The organism is Pseudomonas sp. BF-R-26 (genome assembly GCF_019947395.1).
Lineage (GTDB): Bacteria > Pseudomonadota > Gammaproteobacteria > Pseudomonadales > Pseudomonadaceae > Aquipseudomonas > Aquipseudomonas farris.
Window position 1 is genome coordinate 88,244 of the sequence record NZ_JAGYGK010000009.1, and the last position, 20,925, is coordinate 109,168.

Genomic DNA, 20,925 nt, shown 5'->3' on the forward strand with positions numbered 1-20,925 from the left:
GGGGCGGCTGAATGGTGCGCAATAAGGCAGCGGGATAGTCAGGAACACGCCACCTTGAGCGGCGGTAAAACCAGACGGTCGCGAAACTCCAGATAGTGCTTGAGCACCTGCGCCGGCGCTTCGATCTGCGGGTAATGGCCGATCTCAGGCAGCAGGACGGTGTCCGGGTTGGGAATCAGTTGCCGATAGCGCGCCACCATGTGCCCGCCGGAAACCGGATCGACTTCGCCATCGATGACCCGCAACGGCACCTCGCCACGCTGCATGGCGCTGACCCAACGCTCACGCTGGACACGGCGCTGCGGGATATAACTGATCAATTTGTGCATGATCCGTTGCCCGTGATTGCTGTCGACCAGACTCCAGAAATCATCCAGTTCACTTTCCGTGGGCCGAGTCTGCGGACCGAAGACCTGCTGGAAACTCTTCACCAACGCGTCACGGGTAAAGGCTCGCCCGATCATCCAGCCCAAGGGGCTGAGCAGGAGTTTTTGCATCAACACCGGGTGATGGGTTTCGGGAAACAGCCCGCCATTGAGGAAGACGCAACTGGCAATATCAGCGCGCGTTTCATAGTGCCGGGCCAACAATTCCTGAGCCACGCTGTCGCCATAATCATGTGCCAACACGTGAACGGGTTGCTCAACGTTCAGATGCGCCAACAAGGCCTGTTGCAGATCAGCCTGTTCCAGCAGGCTGTAGTCATGATTCACCGGTTTGGCCGAGTTGCCGAAACCGAGCATGTCACAGGCAATCACCCGATAGCGCTGCGCCAGCGGCTGCCACAGGTAATGCCAGTCCCAACTGGCCGTCGGGAAGCCATGGATCAGCAAGAGCGGTTCGCCCTGCCCCGCGGCCCAATAGCGGATGGTCTGACCGCGAAATACGAACGTCTGGCCGCGTTTGCGCCAGACACACAGTGGAATCTCGGCGAGGGCCATTTAGAGTTTATAACCCGGGTCTTGTTTATCGAGTTTGCGTAGCAGCGCCGGCCAGGCCAGCGCGCCGCCCATCCCTTGAGCACTTTTGGTGACACCGGCGATCATCGCCTTGGCGCCCGCCAGAATCTGCGGTTCGATGGCGATCAGCTCCGCACCACCGTTCTGCGCCAGCACTTGAATCTCGCAGGCGCGCTGGAAGGTAAACATCATCAGGAACGTGTCGGCGATGGTGCCGCCACAGGTCAGCAGACCGTGGTTGTGCAGCATCAGGAAATTGTTTTCGCCAAGATCGGCTTGCAGCCGCGCCTTCTCTTCATGGTTCAGCGCAACACCTTCGTAGGCGTGATAAGCCAGGCTGGAAAGGACGAACAAGGACTGCTGACTGATCGGCAAGATGCCCTGCTTTTGTGCCGATACCGCCACCCCCGCCGCGGTGTGGGTGTGCAGTACACACGCGACATCATGACGGACTTCATGCACGGCGCTGTGGATGGTGTATCCCGCCGGGTTGATCTCGTAAGGGCTGTCCATCAACTTGTTGCCGGCCTGATCGACCTTGACCAGGCTCGACGCGGTCATTTCATGGAACATCAACCCAAACGGGTTGATCAGGAAGTCTTCAGTGCCCGGCACCTTGGCGGAAATATGCGTGAAAATCAGATCGTCCCAGCCGTGCAAGGCGACCAGACGATAACAGGCGGCCAGATCGATGCGGGTCTGCCATTCGGCGGCACTGACTTTGTCTTTGATGCTGTGTGGCGATTGGACGGGGGCTACGCTCACGGCAAGGATTCTCTTTTTTATTTTTCTGGATTTTTATTGTTTTTTGCTGCGTTACAGCAGTCTAGTCAGCCCCCGGACTTCGTGTAGTTGCATTGGCAGCCAGCTTGATGGCCGAGCGAGTCAGTGCGCGGGTGAGTCTGGATCCATGTCAAAGCATCGCCGCCAATGAAAGGCGCGAGCGGCCGGTCAGCCCCGCAAAATGCTGACCAGTTCCGCCAGCCACGGCTCGGCGTCGGTTTCCGGCGTCACGGTTTCGCTTGCGTCCAGGCGCAGCATCTCCAGCACTTCGCGCACGCCCAGTTCGCCAAACAATTCACGCATTTGCTCACCGCCGCCGCAGAACGTATCGCCATAACTGGAGTCGCCCAAACCGATCACCGCACCCGGCAAACCACGCCAAGCCGCCGGCAATTGGTCGCGGATGGCGAAATACAACGGCTGCAGATTGTCCGGCAACTCGCCCATGCCGGTAGTCGAGGTCACCGCCAGAAATGCTTCGGGGCCAAACGCCTGAACATCGGCGAGTGTCGCGCGGGGGTTGTGCCAGGTTTCAAAACCGGCGGCGTTCAAAATGCTTGCTGCGTGGCGGGCGACTTCTTCAGCCGTGCCGTACACCGAGCCGGAAAGGATGGCGACTTTCATCAATCTGATCCTGAATCTAAATAAAAGTAGGAGATATTAACAGCACCTCCCTCATTGATCTTTTAGAATGCAGCGTATCAATCAATACGCAAAGGACTCTGCGATGATCAACGCCTCTCTGCTGCAAATGGTGATCGACGCTTCCAACGACGGCATCGTGATAGCCGAAAAGGAAGGCGAGCAGGACAACATCCTGATTTACGTAAACCCGGCATTCGAACGCCTGACGGGTTATACCAGCGAAGAAATCCTCTACCAGGATTGCCGTTTTTTGCAGGCAGGAGACCGGGATCAGCCAGCCCTCGCTTTGATTCGCCAAGCGTTGGGCAGTGGCGGCTCCTGCCGGGAAATCCTCAGGAATTACCGCAAGGACGGCACCCCGTTCTGGAACGAGCTGTCGCTTTCCACGGTAAAAAACCCGCACGACGGACAGACCTATTTTGTCGGGGTGCAGAAAGACGTCACGGCTCAGGTCAAGGCGCAGCAGCGAGTCGCGCAGCTGGAAGCGCAATTGGCCGAGGCACAGGCAGAAATTCTCGCCCTCAAAACGACGAACGGCTCAAACCAATCAGCGAATTAGTGGTCATTTACTACAATCACCGATGACTTTGTAATTATTCCTTTCGAGCAAATCATGCAGCGCGACGCACTCCTGACGCAGGATGAGCTGGATTTTATCCAGAACATGCAACACAACCCGCAACTCAATGTGCGAGATGCGACGTCGAGCCTGCTCGTCAACGGCGGTTCGCAGATTCGTGATTTGCTCACCCGCCTGGCCGCTCATGAACAAGTCACTATCCAGGCCAATTTCGAAAATCAGCAAATGACCTTCCCGCTGCACTTGGTGGAAGATGAATTTCACGCAATGCATCTACGCCTCGGCGTCCCCAGCATCTATGAAGACGGACCGATGATTCGGCCATGGCGTCTGGTGCTCGAAGAGCCCGTGGCGCTGGAAAATGCCAAGGGGCAACCCGGCACGATGTGGGTGCACGAAATATCGTTCAAAGGGGTTCTGCTGGAGGTTCGCAACAAGACCAAGGCGCCAAAGCATTTCGCGTTGTGGTTCAGCCCGTCAGGTTATGAGCGGATTGCGTTGCGCGGCACCTTCGAGCGTGAAACCGAGCAGGGTTTCTACGCTTACGAGTTGAGCCAGAGCGACACGGACGAAACCGAACGTCTGCGTCAGTACATCCTTCAGCAACATCGTCTGACTCATCCTGCACTGCATATCTGATCTCTGCGTCTACCTGGCCTCAGGTATCCAGGTTTCCCGCCAGGAACTGTTTCAGACGCTGGCGTATCAACACCCCCTCGTTTCCCAGACAACCGATCGATGATCCGGCCAGGCTCTCCTGTGCCAGGTCCGATGCATCCCCGGCCAGCAACACCTGACAATCCAGGCTCATGGCCAAGCGTTTCAAACGTCGAGGCAATTCGCCGGCCGGCGCGTGACTGGAAACCAGCACCAGTGCCTTGGGCTTGATTTTCTCACAGATCAGGATCAACTCGTCGAAGGGCTGACCGATCGCCAACAACTGAATAGCCGAATCGACACTGCTCAGATACAGCGCAGTGAGCAGCACATCGAGTTCACGACATTGATCGGCCAAGGCACAGACAATCACTCGTCGCGGTTGCATGACACGTACCAGCAGCAGGCGTTGCAACACTCGAGCTCGCAGAAAACCATCCAGGAAAAGCCACTCGCTGATCTGACCGAACGCTTCATGGCGTTGTAGCAATAGCTTCCAGACTGGAATCAGAATGTCCTGAAACACCACGGTCAGTGGGTAACTGGAAAAAATCTGACCGTAGACTTGCTCCAGTTGAACTTCGTCAAAAGCACTCACCGCTGCCTTGACCCGCTGCCGCCATTGGCCGTAGTCGGCTTGAACGAGTTCGTTGGGAATGACCTGCGCCAGCACCTTGAGCGGTTCAGTCTTGGCCAGTATCTTGCCGACCTTGCTGACCGCGACACCGCGTTCTATCCAGCCGAGGATGCTGCGAACACGTTCGATATCGGTCATCGAATACAAACGGTGACCACTTTCGGTGCGCGTGGGCTGTATCAGCCCGTACCGCCGCTCCCATGCGCGTAGCGTGACCGGGTTGACCCCTGTCAGGCGCGCGACCTCGCGAATCGGAAAAAGCTCTTCTCGAATCAGGGAGGTGATAGAGGGCAAGCCAGGTGCAACGTCGGTCAGCACAGGCATCTTGAAATCTACGTCCATGTATAAATTTGGATCCATTCTAACTCTCCTGTCCCAGTAGTGATCAACACGTAGCTGGTCTAATTGGCACAGACGTCACAGACGTCCAAGGCATAATCAGGAATAATCCTTGCTTGTCTTGAGATGCAGCCCACTACCCCGGCGTTGTGTCCAGCGAAGCTCCTATCCGGAGCGACGCGTTTGTAATACGGAGATACAAAATGTCTACCTCACCCGTCACGCTGATGGTTGCGCGCCGCGTCGCCAATGGGCGTTATCAGGACCTCATGGCCTGGTTGCGCGAAGGCGAACAACTGGCCACCGACTTCCCCGGTTACCTCGGCTCTGGTGTGCTCGCTCCGCCGCCCGACGATGACGAATTCCAGATTATCTTTCGCTTCGCCGACGAGCAGACCATGCACGCCTGGGAGCATTCCGCATCGCGCACTGCCTGGCTGGGACGCGGCAGTGATCTGTTTGCCAACCCTTCGGAACATCGGGTCAGTGGCATCGATGGCTGGTTCGGTGCGGTCGGTCAACGCCCGCCACGCTGGAAACAGGCGGTGGCTATCTGGCTGGCGTTCTTTCCGGTTTCCCTGTTGTTCAACTTTGTATTGGGGCCGCTGCTGGCTGAAACGGGTTTGCTGACCCGCGTGTTTGTCAGCACCCTGTGCCTGACGCCATTGATGGTGTATTTCTTCATTCCGCTGTCGACTCGTCTGCTGGCCGGGTGGCTGCAAACCCCATCGGCACGTCCGGTGCCCGCCGAACCCACCCCCCAAAATCAATAACCCCTTTGTAGGAGCGAGGCTTGCCCGCGAAGAACGATGACACGGTTTGACAGATAGACCGAGTCGTCTCCTTCGCGGGCAAGCCTTGCTCCGACAAAAGCAAGGCCATCGCAGGACGTAGGTGAACAACTCCCGTCGCTGGTATAGTTTTGCTCTTACCGCGACGCGAGCCGTTCATGACCTCTACCGCAGCCCCAATCCTCATCACCGGTGCCGGCCAGCGTGTCGGCCTGCACTGTGCGCAGCGTTTGCTCGACGACGGCCATCCGGTCATTTTCAGCTACCGCAGCGAACGGCCTGGTGTGCAAACCCTTCGCGATCTGGGGGCGACTGCGGTGTTTGCGGACTTTTCCAGCGAGGCCGGTATCCTTGCATTCATCGGCGAACTGAAAAACCACACCGACAGTTTGCGGGCGATTGTTCATAACGCTTCTGAATGGCTGGCCGAACCCTCGGGTACCGAAGCCGCAGCCTTCACACGAATGTTCAGCGTGCACATGCTGGCGCCTTACCTGATCAACCTGCACTGCGCCGACCTGCTACGGCGTTCAAGTCCTGCAGACATCGTGCACATCAGCGATGATGTGACCCGCAGGGGCAGCAGCAAGCACATCGGCTACTGCGCCAGCAAAGCCGGGCTCGACAGCCTGACCCTGTCCTTTGCCGCGAAATACGCGCCCGGCATCAAGGTCAACGGTATCGCCCCAGCCCTGCTACTGTTCAATCCCGACGACGACGCGGCGTACCGCGCCAGGGTTCTGGCCAAATCGGCACTGGGCATCGAGCCCGGCAGCGAAGTGATCTACCAGAGCCTGCGCTATTTGCTCGACAACCCTTATGTCACCGGCACGACCCTGACCGTCAACGGCGGACGGCACGTCAAATAAGCCACTCCCGCGAGGATGTCCCATGACGTTATTCCTGCCTCAGAACACCCTGTCCCAGAGCTATCGCGAGATTCTGATCGGCCTCGGTGAAAACCCCGACCGCGAAGGACTGCAAGACACCCCGGTTCGCGCCGCCAAGGCGATGCAATACCTGTGTCATGGCTACGAACAAAGTGTCGAAGAAATCGTCAACGGCGCGCTGTTTGCCTCAGACAACGATGAAATGATCATCGTCGACAACATCGAGCTGTACTCGCTCTGTGAACATCACATGCTGCCCTTCATCGGCAAGGCCCATGTGGCTTATATTCCAACGGGCAAGGTGCTGGGCCTGTCGAAGATTGCGCGGCTTGTGGATATGTTCGCCCGCCGACTGCAAATCCAGGAAAACCTCACCCGGCAAATCGCCGACGCAGTGCAGCAAGTGACCGACGCCGCCGGTGTCGCGGTGGTCATCGAAGCCCAGCACATGTGCATGATGATGCGCGGCGTCGAAAAACAGAATTCGACCATGAACACCTCGGTGATGCTCGGCGCCTTCCGCGAGTCGAGTAATACCCGCCAGGAGTTCCTGCAATTGATTGGACGGAGCAAGTAGCAATGCCACAACTTCAACCAGGAATGGCACGCATCCGGGTCAAGGACCTGTGTTTGCGAACTTTCATCGGGATCAACGAGGACGAAATCCTCAACAAGCAGGATGTGCTGATCAACCTGACCATTCTGTACGCCGCCCAGGATGCAGTGCGTGACAACGATATCGATCACGCGTTGAATTACCGCACCATCACCAAGGCAATCATCGCCCACGTGGAGGGCAATCGCTTTGCCCTGCTCGAGCGCCTGACCCAGGAATTGCTGGACCTGATCATGGTCAACGAGTCGGTGCTGTACGCCGAAGTCGAAGTCGACAAGCCCCATGCCTTGCGCTTCGCCGAGTCGGTATCGATTACCCTGGCCGCGAGCCGCTGACCGCGTCTGGCGCATCGGTCGCCAGGCTTTTATCATCCGCGCCACGATTTGATTGCACAGAGCCCATCATGAACGATCAACAACGCCTGGAACTTGAAGCCGCCGCCTTTCGCCGGCTGGTTGCCCACCTGGACAGCCGCAAGGACGTGCAGAACATCGACCTGATGAACCTCTCGGGTTTCTGCCGCAACTGCCTGTCCAAGTGGTACAAGGCCGCCGCCGACGAACGCCAGATCGACGTCAGCCTCGATGAAGCCCGCGAAGTGGTTTACGGCATGCCGTACGCCGAGTGGAAAGCCCAATACCAGAAAGAAGCCAGCGCCGACCAGCAAGCGGCGTTCGCCAAAGGAAAACCCAATGAGTGATCTGAACACCCTGCGCGCCAGCCTCAAGAGCGGCGAACACGCTTTCGCCGATACCTTGGCGTTCATCGCCGCCGGTTACGACTATCAGCCCCAGGCGTTCAATAACGGCGGTGTGGAAAACGCCGCCGGGCAGAACGAAGGTTCGTGCAAGACCCTGGGTCTGGCATTGCTGGAAGGTCTGAGCGATGAAGAAGCGCTGTTGGCATTTGGTGAGCATTACCGCTCGGTGGTGGCCACGCCTGAAGGCAGCGACCACGGCAATATCCGCGCGCTGATCGCCCATGGTTTGGCCGGTGTGAAGTTCACTCAGCAGCCGCTGACTCGCCGCTGATTGGCGAAGATCAAAATCAAAAGATCGCAGGCTTCGCCAGCTCCTACAGAAGCCTGCGCGTCTTTGATATTTCAATCCCGAAACCACATCCCGACTTTTAATATTGACCCGGCAACTTTATTTCGTTTGCCGGGCACCGCTGCTCGCGGCTTAGATAAAAAGAAGAAACCCTTCTTCTGAGTCCGGTATCCATGAGCAGCGAAAACATCAGTCGGTCAATCAACATCGTTCACCCCGTCACGCTCAGCCACGGTAAAAACGCCGAGGTCTGGGACTCCGACGGCAAACGCTACATCGATTTTGTCGGTGGTATCGGCGTGCTGAACCTCGGCCATTGCCATCCACGCATCGTCGAGGCCATTCGCGAACAGGCCACCCGGCTGACCCACTACGCGTTCAACGCCGCCCCGCATGTGCCTTACCTCGAACTGATGGATCGCCTGACGGCGTTTATTCCGGTGGATTACCCGGTCAGCGGCATGCTCACCAACAGCGGCGCGGAAGCGGCGGAAAACGCCCTGAAGATCGTCCGTGGCGCCACCGGTCGCACGGCAGTCATCGCCTTCGACGGCGCCTTCCACGGTCGCACACTCGCCACCCTGAACCTCAACGGCAAAGTCGCGCCGTACAAGCAGAAAGTCGGTGTGCTACCGGGGCCGGTGTTCCATCTGCCCTTCCCCAGCAAAGACAATGACGTGACCTGCGCCGAGGCCCTGAAGGCGATGGAGCGGCTGTTCAGCGTCGAGATCGACGTTGATGACGTGGCCTGTTTTATCGTCGAACCGGTGCAGGGCGAGGCGGGCTTCCTGGCGATGGACGTGGAATTTGCCCAGGCGCTGCGACGCTTCTGTGATGACAAAGGCATCCTGCTGATCGCTGATGAAATCCAGTCCGGCTTCGGCCGCACCGGCCAGCGGTTTGCGTTCTCGCGATTGGGCATTGAGCCGGACCTGATCCTGCTGGGCAAAAGCATTGCTGGCGGCGTACCGCTGGGTGCGGTGGTCGGGCGTAAGTCGCTACTCGATAATTTGCCCAAGGGCGGATTGGGTGGCACCTATTCGGGCAATCCCATCGCCTGCGCCGCCGCGTTGGCGACCCTGGACGAAATGAGTGATGCACACCTGCACGCCTGGGGCTCGCAACAGGAAGAGGCGATTGTCAGCCGCTACGAATCCTGGCGAGCCCGCGAACTGTCACCGTATCTGGGCCGCTTGACCGGCGTCGGTGCCATGCGCGGCATCGAGCTGATCAATGCCGATGGCACACCGGCCTCGGCGCAACTGACACAGCTGCTGGCACTGGCGCGCGACTCGGGCTTGCTGCTGATGCCCAGCGGCAAGTCGCGCCACATCATTCGTCTACTGGCGCCATTGACCACTGAGGCCGCCGTGCTGGAGGAAGGGCTGGATATCCTTGAGGCATGCCTGGCAAAGCTTTCCTGAACAGCAAACTGCGATCCGGGACTGACGTAGCGAATTATGTTCGCTTGTAGTCCCCGATTTTGCGCCGCAATACTGACCAGATACCCCTTTTATCAAGCGAGATCACTACCACCTACAAGCCTGAGGCAGTCATGTATCACGACAATATAATTTATAAGAAAAAGTCCAATGATCCTCAATTCCTGCTTGGCGTAGCCGTGGTGCTGTTCCTCGGTTCCTACCTGATGAACCTGGGTAACAGCGCCCTCAGTCATTTCCTGCATCCGCTGTTGGGTAATGCCCCGGACGGCCTGACCGCTCGTAACATTGCCATTGGCTTGGCGATTGCCGCACTGGGTACGCTGAACTTCCACGTCCTCGGGCGCTTGAAGTTCAAGGTGCAGACCACCGTGGTCTGGATCGAACTGCTGATCCTGTTCCTGGCATTCTTCGACACCTTCGACCTTTCCTACAGCTTCATCCTCGACAAGATCGGTTTCCTGATCATCCAGGGTGCCGCCACCACGCTGTACATCTCCGCCATCGCGATTGTGATTGCCTTCGTGCTGGCGTTGATCGGTGCCGTGGCCAAGCTGTCGAACAACGGCCTGGCCAATGCCATCGCCTCGTTCTACACCTCGTTCTTCCGCGGTGTTCCGCTGCTGATCCAGATCTACCTGATTTACCTTGGACTGCCGCAGCTGGGCTATGTGGTCGATGCGGTGCCGGCCGGCATCCTGGCGTTGTCGCTGTGCTACGGCGCCTACATGACGGAGATTTTCCGTGCGGGCATCCAGAGTATTCCGGTAGGCCAGTGGGAAGCTTCACGGGCGCTGGGCATCAACCCGTTCAAGACCCTGAGCCGGGTGATCATGCCGCAAGCCTTGCGGGTGATTATCCCGCCCACCGGCAACCAGTTCATCGCCATGCTCAAGGACAGTTCGTTGGTGTCGGTGATCGGCGTCTGGGAATTGATGTATCTGGCCAAGACCCAGGGTCGCGCGGATTTCCGCCACCTGGAAATGCTGATCACCGCCGCGATGATCTACTGGGCCCTGTCGTTCATCCTCGAACGGGTGCAGGCGCGAATCGAAAAACGGGTCAACCGATCCATTGCAAGGGGTTGATGCGTGATGACTCGAACCAATACCGCTGAGCAACTCGACCTGGCACCTGCGGTGAAGACCAGCCCCTCAATGATTTCCATCACCGGCCTGAACAAGTGGTATGGCAATTTTCACGCCTTGCGCGATGTCGATCTGAATGTCGCCACGGGTGAAATTCTGGTGGTATGCGGTCCGTCGGGCTCGGGCAAGTCGACGATGATTCGTTGCATCAACCATCTGGAGAACTTCCAGAAAGGCCACATTCAAGTCAACGGCATCACCCTCACCAGCGAGGCAGACAGTGTCAGCGCCGTGCGCCGGGAGATCGGCATGGTGTTCCAGAGTTTCAACCTGTTCCCGCACTTGAGCGTGATGGACAACCTGACCCTGGCCCCGCAACTGGTGCAAGGCGTATCGTCCGCCGAGGCGAAAAAGCGCGCTCAGGTTTATCTGGAGCGAGTGCGAATTGCCGAGCATGCGCACAAGTACCCGTCGCAATTGTCCGGTGGTCAGCAGCAGCGAGTGGCGATTGCGCGAGCGCTGTGCATGAACCCCAAAGTCATGCTGTTCGATGAGCCGACCTCGGCCCTGGACCCGGAAATGGTTCACGAAGTGCTGGACGTCATGGGCGAGTTGGCCACCGACGGCATGACCATGATTTGCGTGACCCACGAAATGGGTTTTGCCAGCAAGGTCGCCGATCGCGTGCTGTTCATGGACCAGGGCCAGGTCATCGAACAAGCCACCCCTGCCGAATTTTTCAACAACCCACAGACCGAACGCGCGCAGCAATTCCTGTCGCAAATCATCGGTCACTGAGAACTGCTTTTACCCCCGCATAACAATAACGAGAAGTGGAGATGAACATGCTCAGTAAAAAACACGTACTTACCCTCGCAGCCGCCATGTCGCTGTTGTTCGTCGGCGCCGCCAACGCCGGAGCCGTACTGGACAAAATCCAAAGCAGCAAAACCATGACCGTCGCCACTTCGGCAACCTGGCCACCCCAGGGTTTTATCAACGACAAGAATGAAATCGACGGGTTCGACATCGACGTTTCCAAGGAGATCGCCAAGCGTCTCGGCGTTGCGGTCAAGTTCATCACCCCCGACTGGGACGTGATCACCGCTGGCAAGTGGAACGGGCGCTGGGACATGTCCGTGGGCTCGATGACCGCCACCAAAAGCCGCGCACGGATCCTCGACTTTCCCGCGACTTATTACTACGTGCCCTACGTGTTTGCGGTGCACAACAAATCCACACTCACCGACCACAAAGCCCTCAATGGCAAGACGATCGGTGTCGAAGGCGGCACCACTTCCGAGGATTACCTGAACCAGGCACTGGCCATCGAAGCGACGGACATGCCGCCCGTCGCCTACGACGTACAGACCACAAAGATGAAAACCTATGCCGGTTCCCTCGGGCCGCTGGATGACCTGCGCCTGGGCGATGGCGTTCGTCTCGACGGCATCCTCACTCAGCGCAGCACGCTGGAAGCTGCCATCAAGAAGAATTATCCGCTGCGGGCCGTCGACAACGGCGTGGTGTTCTACGAACCACTGGCCATTGCCACTGACAAGGGTGACGCGGAGTTGAAAGCCAAACTCGGTGAAATCATCGGCGCGATGCACAAGGACGGCACGCTGACCAAACTGTCGACCAAGTGGTACGGCGTGGACTACTCGACGGTTAAGTAACCGACCTTGATCACACCGCCCACCTGTGGGAGCGAGCCTGCTCGCGATGAGGCCATAACATTCAGTATCAATGTTGAATGTCAGACCGCCATCGCGAGCAGGCTCGCTCCCACAAAAGCCAGGCATTCGCTTAATCGACCGGCAACTTGTCAAGGATTCAGCATGTCCTTCCCCACCACCTGGTACTCCCAAACCTCGTTGCCCCGCGCGGCCAGGTCCGAACTGAATACCCACGAAACCTGCGACGTCTGCATCATCGGCGCCGGGATCGCGGGCCTTACCGCCGCCCTGGAACTGACCCGGCGCGGGAAACACGTGGTCATCCTCGAAGCCCATCAAGTCGCTTGGGGCGCGTCTGGCCGCAATGGCGGCGTGGTCTCGCCAGGTTGGGCTGAAGGGTCAGGGGCGATCCGCAAAAAACTTGGGCTGGAACAGGCCAGGGCGCTGTTTCAAATGTCGGTCGAAGGCGTGGAAATCGTGCGCCACAACATCGCTGAACTGGCTCTGCCCGGCTGCGATCCATCTGCCGGCACGATTAGGGTCAAGCGTTACGACGACAGCGCAGGCGTGAAAAACCACATCGACACCATGCGCCGCGACTTCGGCTATGAACTCAACTACCTCGACACCACCCAGGTTCGCGAACGGGCCCACACCCTGCGCTATTTCCAGGGCATCGAGGATCCGAACGCCTTGCACTTTCATCCGCTGAATTATTGCCTGGGTCTGGCTCTCGCCATCGAAGCGGCTGGAGGGCAGATTTTCGAACACTCAAAAATGCTGGCCTGGCGTTGCGAGGGCAGCGACAAAATTGTCCAGACTGCTCACGGTTCCGTGCGCTGCCAGGACCTGGTGTTCTGCGCCGGCGGTTACGGCGGCCCGGAATTGCAGAAACTCAGCCGCGCCTACCTGCCCATCGCGACCTACGTGGTACTGACCGAACACCTGGGCGACTCGATCAAAAACGTCCTCGACTCCGGCGCCGCCTTCTCCGACGACCGCCGCGCCTCGGACTACTATCGCGTGGTCGAAGGCGACCGCCTGCTCTGGGGCGGACGCATCACCACCCGCAACGAACAGGACGAAAAAGCCTTGGCGGCCATGCTCAAGGCGGACATGGTCTCGGTGTATCCACAACTGGCGCCGGTAAAAATCGAACTGGCCTGGTCGGGCCTGATGGGCTATTCCACCAACAAAATGCCTAACCTGGGGCTATTGGAACCGGGCGTCTGGGCCTGTACCTCGTTTGGCGGCCATGGTCTGAATACCGGCTCGATTGGCGGCAGGGTCATCGCCGAAGCCGTGTGCGGGGAAAGTGCGCGGTATCAGTTGTTCAAACCGTACCTGCTGGACTGGAACGGAGGACCGTTCGGGCGGGTTGCAGCCAATGCGATTTATCAGTCGTTGAAGGTCATGGACTTTGTTCAGGAGCGGTTTCGCAGTTGATCGCAATCGACTTCGGGTAACACAAAACCTGTGGGAGCTGGCTTGCCTGCGATAGCGGTGTATCAGTCGACGTCAATGTTGAATGATAAATTGCTATCGCGGGCAAGCCACGCTCCCACAGGTTTTTTGATCGGCCTCTAAATCGTGGGCACAAAAAAACCGGCGGAAGCCGGTTTTTTGCTTTCTACAGAATCGGAGTTACGCGTTCTGCAGATCGTCGAGGTAGCGCTCGGCATCCAGTGCCGCCATGCAGCCGGCGCCAGCCGAGGTGATGGCTTGACGGTAAACGTGGTCAGCCACGTCACCGGCGGCGAAGATGCCTTCGAGGTTGGTCGCAGTGGCGTTGCCATCACGGCCGCCCTGCACAACCAGGTAGCCATCTTTCAACGTCAGTTGGCCTTCGAACAACGAAGTATTCGGGGTGTGGCCGATGGCGATGAACACGCCGTCGACTTTCAGCTCGTCGAAGCTGCCGTCGTTGTTCTTCAGGCGAGCACCGGTCACGCCCATGTTGTCGCCCAGGACTTCGTCCAGGGTCGAGTTCAGCTTCAGGATGATCTTGCCTTCGGCAACCCGGGCATTCAGCTTGTCGATCAGGATCTTCTCGGCGCGGAAAGTTTCGCGACGGTGGATCAAGGTTACGGTGCTGGCGATGTTGGCCAGGTACAGGGCTTCTTCCACAGCCGTATTACCGCCACCCACCACAGCCACTGGCTTGTTGCGATAGAAGAAACCGTCGCAAGTCGCGCAGGCCGAAACGCCTTTGCCCATGAACGTTTCTTCCGATGGCAGGCCCAGGTAACGGGCGCTGGCGCCGGTAGCGATGATCAGTGCGTCGCAGGTGTAAGTCGCGCTGTCGCCAATCAGGGTATATGGCTTGGCGGCGAAGTCCACGGCGTTGATGTGATCGAACACGATCTCGGTTTCAAAGCGCTCGGCGTGCTCTTTCATACGCTCCATCAGCGCCGGGCCGGTCAGACCGTGGACGTCGCCCGGCCAGTTGTCGACTTCGGTGGTGGTGGTCAGTTGACCGCCAGCCTGCATGCCAGTGATCAGCAGTGGTTTGAGGTTGGCACGGGCGGCATAGACCGCGGCGCTGTAACCGGCAGGGCCGGAACCGAGAATAATCACTCGCGAATGACGAACTTCAGACATGACCTGCTCCTGTTGACCGGGCCCGAAACACTGGGCGCGGAACGCCGGATTGCCGGCGGGAATAAAAAAGGACCGTTGAAAGCACTTGGGGAAGGCTTGGGCTCGACAGTCCTGTAAAAGATTGGGTGCAGCGTATCGAGGGGGCGAAGATTAAGGAAATACGGTTTAACAATCCAGCTCATAGGCGGTCTCTATCCCGTTGCAGTGAATTTATAGACGCCTTTGTTACAGTTAATGTCGATGCCGCTACCGCGCTTTCGCCTGTCAGGCAAAGCCGGTAAGGTCGGCGCGTTTACCCTTTGCTCGGAGCACGTTATGCCCGCCCCCGTTCTGTCTGGCCCGCAATACCTGCGCGAGGGCCTAAAGCTGGTCTTGAGCCCAAGCCTGCGCTTGTTCGTGTTGTTGCCGCTGGCAATCAACCTGGTGCTGTTCGTCGGATTGATCTATCTGGCCGGCCATCAGTTCAGTATGTGGGTGGATACGCTGATGCCGTCCCTGCCCGATTGGCTGAGCTTCCTCAGCTACATTCTCTGGCCGATATTCGTCGTGTTGGTGGTGTTGATGGTGTTCTTCACCTTCACCATGCTGGCCAACGTCATCGCCGCGCCATTCAATGGCTTCCTGGCGGAGAAGGTCGAAGTGGTGGTGCGCGGCACCGACGACTTCCCGGCCTTCAGCTGGGGCGAACTGATCGCCATGATCCCGCGCACCCTGTCCCGGGAAATGCGCAAACTCGGCTACTTCCTGCCCAGGGCCATCGGTCTGTTCATCCTGTCGTTCATCCCGGTGATCAACATCATCGCCGCGCCGCTGTGGCTGTTGTTCGGGGTGTGGATGATGGCGATTCAGTACATCGACTACCCGGCGGATAACCACAAACTCGGCTGGAACGAAATGCTCGCCTGGCTGCGGCAAAAGCGCTGGCAGAGCCTCGGTTTCGGCGGGAGCGTGTATCTGGTGTTGTTGATTCCGGTGGTCAACATTCTGATGATGCCGGCGGCCGTGGCGGGGGCGACTTTGTTCTGGGTGCGTGAGCGTGGGGCTGAAGTGCTGGAGACACGACCTGCTGATTAGAGCTCGGTTTTATGCAAGGGGATGAGACCTCGTGAGAGTCTCGTCCCTGTTTCCCGGGCCTGCATTCCAACAGGATCATTGCTCTGTTTTAGCAACCTCTCCCTTTCTTACCTGTTATTTCTGACAGTAGCCAGCCGCCAGCGCCAGGTATTCAATAAGTCTTCGGGCTCAGTCACGTCAAAAACCTTCAAGTAGTCAAGGTTGAGTGATGCCCTCGACTTTTGGAGATCAGACCGATGACAACAGCTGCAGAAAGCCACAATGCCCACTGTGAAAATGAGCGCTTCCCATGGCTCAGCATGAGTCCGTCCGTTCTCCACGCTGAGTCTCATGCAGGATTTGTAGTCAGTGCGAGCACGCGAATACTTATTGACGATGAGCGTCTTCGCCCTTTGGCAACACGCCTGGCATTTGGCTTCACGGGTGCCGCCAAACTCACACGGCCACCAGCAATCGTACTGAGCTCGGAAGATATCCCTCCGGCGGGTGATGGCGACGTAGAGTTAACACTGTCCGCTCCGGATACCGCAGATATACCTATCCCCGCCAATGGTGAAGGTGAGATCTACCGGATCGATATCACTCGCTCCATTCGCGTCACCGCGCAAAATCCGGGAGCCATGGCCCGTGCGCTGACGACCCTGCATAAAGCGGTTCGGGTATCTACGGTGCTTGACCCAGGCGTAGTGATCGACGCACCCGTCTATGCCGAACGCTCGGTGATGATTGATATGGGGCGCCGGCAGTTCAGTCCTGAGTGGGTGATCCGTCTGATACAGGAAATGGCGTGGAACCAGCTCAACACACTGCATCTACACCTCACCGACAATGAGGGGGTAAGGGTAATGTTCCCTTCCTTCCCGGACATTTCCAGCGAGGATGCCTGGAGTGCAACAGATCTGAAACGCGTGCTCGACACCGCCGCCGCTTATCATGTCCAGGTTATTCCCGAGCTGGATATGCCTGGGCATATGGACTGGATATTACGCAACAGACCAGAGTTTCAACTCAAGCTCAATAACGGTACCGTTGTCTCGAAAGCCCTCGACTTCAGCATCCCCGACGCCCGGGACTTTCTGAAAACACTGTTCTGCGACCTATTGGATATGTTTCCAGACAGTCGATATGTCCATTTGGGGGCAGACGAATACTTTCTAAGTCCGATCATCCCGAACAACACGCCCCAATTGGCTCAATACGTACGTGAAGCTTCAGGTAATCCAGAGGCTAACTCAGAGGATGCCGTCAGGTACTTCGTTAATGAACTGGCGGATTTCGTAAGGGCGGAAGGCAAAATCGCCCGGGTCTGGAACGATGGAGCCGTGCAAAAAAATCAAATCATCGCCTTGGACAAACACGTGCAAATCGAATGCTGGAGTATCTGGGGCAGCCTGAAAAACCATATGACCGTGCAGGAGTTGGTGAATGCCGGCTATACCGTGACCAACGCCCACGGTGACTTCTACTTCATTATCAACAAGACCTGGGACAATCTCTTCCACGCCAAACATTCACCTCATGGCATCTATGATGTCTGGCGAGCCAACCGTTTCATGGACAAGGCAGGAGCTGCTTTCACCGAAATTCCTGCGCAAAGTCCGGCGATGGCGGGGGCCGGCATTCAATTGTGGATCGAGCAGCCGACGTTCAGTTCGCCCGAGGAAATGTGGACTCAGCTGAAATCGTGGTTACTGCCATTGGGGCAGCGCACCTGGGACTCGCCGAACGCCCCGATCGACCATCAGTCACTGTCGTGTATCGCCCGCGCCGTAGCCCATCCACCACCAGTGCCATGGTGATAGCGGAGCCCTTGAATCCAAGGGTTACTGAGCGATGTCCGATAAACACAAATCGTCACCGCCAGGTATCTCGTCACAAATCCATCATCCCATCGTCACAATGACGACATGACCTCAGCCGACACTGAGGTCATGACGAGAACTCTGCATATCACCCTGATCACCGAAACCTTCCCACCGGAAATCAACGGCGTAGCCAATACCCTTGGCCGCTTGTTCGATGGTTTGCGCGCGCGCGGGCATCAGGTCGAGTTGGTGCGGCCACGCCAGGGCGGCGACCCGCTTATGGGCAACAATGATGAGTTGCTGTTGTGTCGAGGCTGGCCGCTGCCGGGTTATCCCGGCCTGCAATGGGGTCAGTCGTCGATGCACAAGTTGCTGCGGCGCTGGAAACGGCATCGCCCGGACGTGTTGTACATCGCCACCGAAGGACCGCTGGGGTTATCGGCGTTGCGCGCGGCACGGCGCTTGGGGATTTCGGTGGTCAGCGGCTTTCATACCAATTTTCAGCAGTACTCCAGCCAGTACGGCCTCGGGCTGCTGACGCGCTTGCTGACTCACTACCTGCGCTGGTTTCACAATCGCTCGACCCTGACCCTGGTGCCCAGCGCCAGCCAGCGACTGGAACTGGAACGCCGCAGTTTCGAGCGCCTGGCGCTGCTCTCTCGAGGCGTCGACAGTCAGTTGTTTCATCCGGCCAAACGGCTGAAACCGCTGCGCGAGCAATGGGGACTGGCCGAGGATGATATTGCCTTCATCCACGTAGGACGCCTGGCCCAGGAGAAGAATCTTGGCTTGCTCAGGCGCAGTTTCGACACGCTGAAAATGACTTATCCACAGCGAAAAATGAAATTGATTGTGGTCGGTGACGGCCCGCAACGATCGATGCTGGAGAAGGAATTGCCCGAAGCGATTTTCTGCGGCTCACAACGCGGCGAAGCCTTGGCCAGTCACTATGCGTCGGGGGATGTATTTCTGTTTCCGAGCCTGACCGAAACCTTCGGCAATGTGGTGCTTGAGGCATTGGCCTCGGGGCTGGGGGTGGTGGCATACGATCAGGCGGCGGCAGCCCAGCACATTCGCCATGGCTACAACGGCGTACTGGCCATGCCCGGGGATGAAGAAGCGTTCTGCGATGCGGCACGTTGGCTGCTGGAGGAGCGCGAAACCTTGCGCTGCGTGCGCCTTAATGCGCGCCAGCATGCGAGTCGGCAGGGGTGGGCGGCGATTATCGAGCAGTTCGAGGGGCAGTTGCGCGGGGCTTGTGTTGGGGAGCAGGTGGTTCCTAATGCACAGACATTACCCTGAATCTTTGCTGACCTTGAGGCTATCATCGCGGGCAAGCCCGCTCCCACAGGATTTGTGTGTGACGCAGAACTCTGTGGGAGCGGGCTTGCCCGCGATGGGGCCCTTCCAGTCGCTACTTAAACCAGCGTCATCAAAGCCTCACGGCTGAACGGCAGGATGTCTTCCTCACGACCGTCCCGCACTTTCTGCGCCCAGTCCGGGTCCACCAGCAATGCACGGCCCACTGCCACCAGATCGAACTCATCGTTGTTCAAACGCTCCAGCAGTTTTTCCAGGCTGGCCGGTTGCGCGATCTTGTCGGTGTTGACCATGAATTGCAGGAATTCGCCGTCCAGGCCGACGCTGCCGACGGTGATGGTTGGCTTGCCGGTGAGCTTGCGGGTCCAGCCGGCCAGGTTCAGCTCGGAACCGTCGAACTCAGGCTCCCAGAAACGCCGCGTCGAGCAGTGGAAAATGTCCACGCCGGCGTCGGACAATGGCTTGAGGAATTCGCCCAAGGCTTCCGGGGTTTGTACCAGGCGCGCGGTGTAGTCCTGCTGCTTCCACTGGGAGAAACGGAAGATGATCGGGAAACCCTCACCGACCGCTGCACGCACCGCCTGAATCAGTTCGATGGCGAAGCGCGAACGATTGGCCAGGCTGCCACCGTATTCGTCGGTGCGCTGATTGCTGCCTTCCCAGAAAAACTGGTCCACCAGATAACCGTGGGCACCGTGGATTTCCACGCCGTCCATGCCGATGCTCTGTGCATCTTTGGCGGCTTGGGCGAACGCGGCAATCACGTCCTGGATATCCTGTTGGGTCATGCCGTGAACCACGACCTGACCGTCCTTCAATTTTTCCGACGGACCGTAACCCGGCACGCTGGCGTCCGGCTCGGTGCCGATGCGGCGCACGCTGCCCACATGCCACAGTTGCGGAACGATCTTGCCGCCTTCGGCATGTACCGCATCGACGACTTTCTTCCAGCCGGCCAATGCCGCTTCACCATAGAAGTGCGGCACGTTCGGATAGCCGTTGGAGGCCTTGTGACCGACGGTGGTGCCTTCGGTGATGATCAGCCCAACCCCGGCAGCGGCGCGACGACGGTAGTACTCGATCACTTTGGAATTGGGCACGCCGCCAGGCGAAAACGAGCGAGTCATCGGCGCCATGACAACGCGGGTCGGCAACTCGAGAGCACCTAGGTGAAAAGGCTTGAACAGGGCTTTGACAGGCATGGGACGCTCCACGGGATATAGACTTTATGACGGCGATAATATGGAGAGTCGCAAGGCTTGAACAGGACTATTGATTTAAGTGATTAAGGATTAGAAACGAAAAGATCGCAGCCTTCGGCAGCGCCTACAGGGGAATGCGTACACCCGTAGGAGTTGCCGAAGGCTGCGATCTTTTGATCTTTCTTTTTAGCTCAGCGCTTTTTCGATCGCCTGGATGACAGCATGATCATCCGGCGCCGTTCGAGGCGAGAACCGCGCCAGCACGCGACCGTCCTTGCCCAGCAGGAATTTCTCGAAGTTCCAGGTGATGTCGCCCGGGAATTCCGCGCCCTCGCCCGCGAGCAGACGATACAACTGATGACGCTCATGACCGTTGACTTCCAGCTTGCTGGACAACGGAAAGGTCACGCCATAGTTGAGGCTGCAGAACGCCTGGATCTCCTGCTCGGTGCCCGGTTCCTGTCCGGCAAACTGGTTGCATGGCAAGCCCAGCACACTGAAACCCTTGTCCTTGTATTGCTGGTAGAGGTTTTCCAGCGCCGCGTACTGTGGGGTCAAACCACATTTGGAGGCGACGTTGACCACCAGCACGACACGCCCCTTGAAGGGCGCCAGAGGTAGCTCCTGACCATCCAGGGCTGTCAGTTTAAGGTCGTGAAAAGCACTCATGACGAACTCCAAATTCCCGTGTTCTTCTCGAAACAGCCACTTGGCGGTGCCATCAAGGACAGCCGCGGACTAAAAAGGCGCCCTCAGGCGCCTCTCCAG

The 20,925-nt window shown here is 58.1% G+C and carries 23 protein-coding genes; 16 read left to right on the plus strand and 7 right to left on the minus strand.

Annotated features, from left to right (window positions below; genetic code table 11):
• Positions 1–38: 38 nt before the first annotated feature.
• The 3 genes from KGB18_RS15110 to KGB18_RS15120 form a co-directional block, all read right to left on the minus strand.
• The gene (locus KGB18_RS15110; RefSeq protein WP_223570180.1) at positions 39–941 is read right to left on the minus strand and encodes an alpha/beta fold hydrolase; all 903 of its coding nucleotides are present in this window, start codon (positions 939–941) and stop codon (positions 39–41) included.
• On the minus strand, positions 942–1,724 hold the full coding sequence (locus KGB18_RS15115; RefSeq protein ID WP_123719984.1) for a class II aldolase/adducin family protein: 783 nt from the start codon (positions 1,722–1,724) through the stop codon (positions 942–944).
• Between the two features lie 186 nt (positions 1,725–1,910).
• Positions 1,911–2,366: a flavodoxin gene (locus KGB18_RS15120; RefSeq protein WP_123719985.1), complete on the minus strand. Its 456-nt coding sequence runs from the start codon at positions 2,364–2,366 to the stop codon at positions 1,911–1,913.
• 103 nt (positions 2,367–2,469) lie between these two features.
• Here KGB18_RS15120 and KGB18_RS15125 point away from each other — a divergent pair, with 103 nt between their 5' ends.
• Positions 2,470–2,946, plus strand: coding sequence for a PAS domain-containing protein (locus tag KGB18_RS15125; RefSeq protein WP_038979000.1), 477 nt, complete (start codon positions 2,470–2,472; stop codon positions 2,944–2,946).
• A 54-nt stretch (positions 2,947–3,000) separates the two neighbouring features.
• Positions 3,001–3,606 carry a hypothetical protein gene (locus KGB18_RS15130; protein WP_123719986.1) on the plus strand — a complete coding sequence of 202 codons (606 nt, stop codon included), beginning with the start codon at positions 3,001–3,003 and terminating at the stop codon, positions 3,604–3,606.
• Between the two features lie 19 nt (positions 3,607–3,625).
• On the opposite strand, the gene KGB18_RS15135 is transcribed toward KGB18_RS15130, so the two are convergent.
• Positions 3,626–4,621: a MerR family transcriptional regulator gene (locus KGB18_RS15135; protein WP_223570181.1), complete on the minus strand. Its 996-nt coding sequence runs from the start codon at positions 4,619–4,621 to the stop codon at positions 3,626–3,628.
• A gap of 182 nt (positions 4,622–4,803) precedes the next feature.
• On the opposite strand from KGB18_RS15135, the gene KGB18_RS15140 reads away from it, so the two are divergent.
• The 11 genes from KGB18_RS15140 to KGB18_RS15190 all read left to right on the plus strand — a co-directional run bounded on the left by KGB18_RS15140 (position 4,804) and on the right by KGB18_RS15190 (position 13,601).
• On the plus strand, positions 4,804–5,373 hold the full coding sequence (locus KGB18_RS15140) for an antibiotic biosynthesis monooxygenase (protein ID WP_123719987.1): 570 nt from the start codon (positions 4,804–4,806) through the stop codon (positions 5,371–5,373).
• Between the two features lie 176 nt (positions 5,374–5,549).
• The gene (gene folM / locus KGB18_RS15145) at positions 5,550–6,260 is read left to right on the plus strand and encodes a dihydromonapterin reductase (RefSeq protein ID WP_123719988.1); all 711 of its coding nucleotides are present in this window, start codon (positions 5,550–5,552) and stop codon (positions 6,258–6,260) included.
• Positions 6,261–6,282: 22 nt separating this feature from the next.
• Entirely contained in the window at positions 6,283–6,858 is a 576-nt protein-coding gene (folE, locus tag KGB18_RS15150; RefSeq protein WP_095055672.1) for a GTP cyclohydrolase I FolE, read from the plus strand.
• Positions 6,859–6,860: 2 nt separating this feature from the next.
• Positions 6,861–7,232 (plus strand): dihydroneopterin triphosphate 2'-epimerase, encoded by a 372-nt coding sequence (gene folX, locus KGB18_RS15155; RefSeq protein ID WP_007901645.1) that lies wholly within the window; start codon positions 6,861–6,863, stop codon positions 7,230–7,232.
• Positions 7,233–7,300: 68 nt separating this feature from the next.
• Positions 7,301–7,597 (plus strand): DUF1244 domain-containing protein, encoded by a 297-nt coding sequence (locus tag KGB18_RS15160; RefSeq protein ID WP_018927179.1) that lies wholly within the window; start codon positions 7,301–7,303, stop codon positions 7,595–7,597.
• The gene (locus tag KGB18_RS15165; protein WP_027924562.1) at positions 7,590–7,928 is read left to right on the plus strand and encodes a HopJ type III effector protein; all 339 of its coding nucleotides are present in this window, start codon (positions 7,590–7,592) and stop codon (positions 7,926–7,928) included. The genes KGB18_RS15160 and KGB18_RS15165 overlap by 8 nt, the downstream gene beginning before the upstream one ends.
• A 191-nt stretch (positions 7,929–8,119) precedes the next feature.
• Positions 8,120–9,370 carry an aspartate aminotransferase family protein gene (locus tag KGB18_RS15170; protein ID WP_223570182.1) on the plus strand — a complete coding sequence of 417 codons (1,251 nt, stop codon included), beginning with the start codon at positions 8,120–8,122 and terminating at the stop codon, positions 9,368–9,370.
• Between the two features lie 131 nt (positions 9,371–9,501).
• Positions 9,502–10,476: an amino acid ABC transporter permease gene (locus KGB18_RS15175; protein WP_038978993.1), complete on the plus strand. Its 975-nt coding sequence runs from the start codon at positions 9,502–9,504 to the stop codon at positions 10,474–10,476.
• A 69-nt stretch (positions 10,477–10,545) separates the two neighbouring features.
• Positions 10,546–11,274: an amino acid ABC transporter ATP-binding protein gene (locus KGB18_RS15180; protein WP_123356100.1), complete on the plus strand. Its 729-nt coding sequence runs from the start codon at positions 10,546–10,548 to the stop codon at positions 11,272–11,274.
• 47 nt (positions 11,275–11,321) lie between these two features.
• Entirely contained in the window at positions 11,322–12,155 is an 834-nt protein-coding gene (locus tag KGB18_RS15185; RefSeq protein ID WP_201061911.1) for a transporter substrate-binding domain-containing protein, read from the plus strand.
• 162 nt (positions 12,156–12,317) lie between these two features.
• Positions 12,318–13,601 carry an NAD(P)/FAD-dependent oxidoreductase gene (locus KGB18_RS15190; protein WP_223570183.1) on the plus strand — a complete coding sequence of 428 codons (1,284 nt, stop codon included), beginning with the start codon at positions 12,318–12,320 and terminating at the stop codon, positions 13,599–13,601.
• 198 nt (positions 13,602–13,799) lie between these two features.
• On the opposite strand, the gene trxB is transcribed toward KGB18_RS15190, so the two are convergent.
• Positions 13,800–14,756 (minus strand): thioredoxin-disulfide reductase, encoded by a 957-nt coding sequence (trxB, locus tag KGB18_RS15195; protein WP_008008648.1) that lies wholly within the window; start codon positions 14,754–14,756, stop codon positions 13,800–13,802.
• Positions 14,757–15,071: 315 nt separating this feature from the next.
• Here trxB and cysZ point away from each other — a divergent pair, with 315 nt between their 5' ends.
• The 3 genes from cysZ to KGB18_RS15210 all read left to right on the plus strand — a co-directional run bounded on the left by cysZ (position 15,072) and on the right by KGB18_RS15210 (position 18,937).
• The gene (cysZ, locus tag KGB18_RS15200) at positions 15,072–15,830 is read left to right on the plus strand and encodes a sulfate transporter CysZ (protein WP_123719991.1); all 759 of its coding nucleotides are present in this window, start codon (positions 15,072–15,074) and stop codon (positions 15,828–15,830) included.
• Between the two features lie 236 nt (positions 15,831–16,066).
• Entirely contained in the window at positions 16,067–17,629 is a 1,563-nt protein-coding gene (locus KGB18_RS15205; RefSeq protein WP_223570184.1) for a family 20 glycosylhydrolase, read from the plus strand.
• 108 nt (positions 17,630–17,737) lie between these two features.
• Positions 17,738–18,937, plus strand: coding sequence for a glycosyltransferase family 4 protein (locus KGB18_RS15210; RefSeq protein WP_223570185.1), 1,200 nt, complete (start codon positions 17,738–17,740; stop codon positions 18,935–18,937).
• Between the two features lie 116 nt (positions 18,938–19,053).
• On the opposite strand, the gene KGB18_RS15215 is transcribed toward KGB18_RS15210, so the two are convergent.
• Both KGB18_RS15215 and KGB18_RS15220 read right to left on the minus strand, forming a co-directional pair.
• The gene (locus KGB18_RS15215; protein WP_123719994.1) at positions 19,054–20,157 is read right to left on the minus strand and encodes an NADH:flavin oxidoreductase; all 1,104 of its coding nucleotides are present in this window, start codon (positions 20,155–20,157) and stop codon (positions 19,054–19,056) included.
• 186 nt (positions 20,158–20,343) lie between these two features.
• On the minus strand, positions 20,344–20,826 hold the full coding sequence (locus KGB18_RS15220) for a glutathione peroxidase (protein WP_052965554.1): 483 nt from the start codon (positions 20,824–20,826) through the stop codon (positions 20,344–20,346).
• Positions 20,827–20,925: the final 99 nt, after the last annotated feature.

What these genes read in the sequence shown, in the direction of transcription:
- KGB18_RS15110 (WP_223570180.1), bottom strand. Translation starts at nt 941, where the DNA reads ATGGCCCTCGCCGAGATTCCACTGTGTGTCTGGCGCAAACGCGGCCAG.
- KGB18_RS15120 (WP_123719985.1), bottom strand. Translation starts at nt 2,366, where the DNA reads ATGAAAGTCGCCATCCTTTCCGGCTCGGTGTACGGCACGGCTGAAGAA.
- KGB18_RS15125 (WP_038979000.1), top strand. Translation starts at nt 2,470, where the DNA reads ATGATCAACGCCTCTCTGCTGCAAATGGTGATCGACGCTTCCAACGAC.
- KGB18_RS15130 (WP_123719986.1), top strand. Translation starts at nt 3,001, where the DNA reads ATGCAGCGCGACGCACTCCTGACGCAGGATGAGCTGGATTTTATCCAG.
- KGB18_RS15135 (WP_223570181.1), bottom strand. Translation starts at nt 4,621, where the DNA reads ATGGATCCAAATTTATACATGGACGTAGATTTCAAGATGCCTGTGCTG.
- KGB18_RS15140 (WP_123719987.1), top strand. Translation starts at nt 4,804, where the DNA reads ATGTCTACCTCACCCGTCACGCTGATGGTTGCGCGCCGCGTCGCCAAT.
- folM (WP_123719988.1), top strand. Translation starts at nt 5,550, where the DNA reads ATGACCTCTACCGCAGCCCCAATCCTCATCACCGGTGCCGGCCAGCGT.
- folE (WP_095055672.1), top strand. Translation starts at nt 6,283, where the DNA reads ATGACGTTATTCCTGCCTCAGAACACCCTGTCCCAGAGCTATCGCGAG.
- folX (WP_007901645.1), top strand. Translation starts at nt 6,861, where the DNA reads ATGCCACAACTTCAACCAGGAATGGCACGCATCCGGGTCAAGGACCTG.
- KGB18_RS15160 (WP_018927179.1), top strand. Translation starts at nt 7,301, where the DNA reads ATGAACGATCAACAACGCCTGGAACTTGAAGCCGCCGCCTTTCGCCGG.
- KGB18_RS15165 (WP_027924562.1), top strand. Translation starts at nt 7,590, where the DNA reads ATGAGTGATCTGAACACCCTGCGCGCCAGCCTCAAGAGCGGCGAACAC.
- KGB18_RS15170 (WP_223570182.1), top strand. Translation starts at nt 8,120, where the DNA reads ATGAGCAGCGAAAACATCAGTCGGTCAATCAACATCGTTCACCCCGTC.
- KGB18_RS15175 (WP_038978993.1), top strand. Translation starts at nt 9,502, where the DNA reads ATGTATCACGACAATATAATTTATAAGAAAAAGTCCAATGATCCTCAA.
- KGB18_RS15180 (WP_123356100.1), top strand. Translation starts at nt 10,546, where the DNA reads ATGATTTCCATCACCGGCCTGAACAAGTGGTATGGCAATTTTCACGCC.
- KGB18_RS15185 (WP_201061911.1), top strand. Translation starts at nt 11,322, where the DNA reads ATGCTCAGTAAAAAACACGTACTTACCCTCGCAGCCGCCATGTCGCTG.
- KGB18_RS15190 (WP_223570183.1), top strand. Translation starts at nt 12,318, where the DNA reads ATGTCCTTCCCCACCACCTGGTACTCCCAAACCTCGTTGCCCCGCGCG.
- trxB (WP_008008648.1), bottom strand. Translation starts at nt 14,756, where the DNA reads ATGTCTGAAGTTCGTCATTCGCGAGTGATTATTCTCGGTTCCGGCCCT.
- cysZ (WP_123719991.1), top strand. Translation starts at nt 15,072, where the DNA reads ATGCCCGCCCCCGTTCTGTCTGGCCCGCAATACCTGCGCGAGGGCCTA.
- KGB18_RS15205 (WP_223570184.1), top strand. Translation starts at nt 16,067, where the DNA reads ATGACAACAGCTGCAGAAAGCCACAATGCCCACTGTGAAAATGAGCGC.
- KGB18_RS15210 (WP_223570185.1), top strand. Translation starts at nt 17,738, where the DNA reads ATGACCTCAGCCGACACTGAGGTCATGACGAGAACTCTGCATATCACC.
- KGB18_RS15215 (WP_123719994.1), bottom strand. Translation starts at nt 20,157, where the DNA reads ATGCCTGTCAAAGCCCTGTTCAAGCCTTTTCACCTAGGTGCTCTCGAG.
- KGB18_RS15220 (WP_052965554.1), bottom strand. Translation starts at nt 20,826, where the DNA reads ATGAGTGCTTTTCACGACCTTAAACTGACAGCCCTGGATGGTCAGGAG.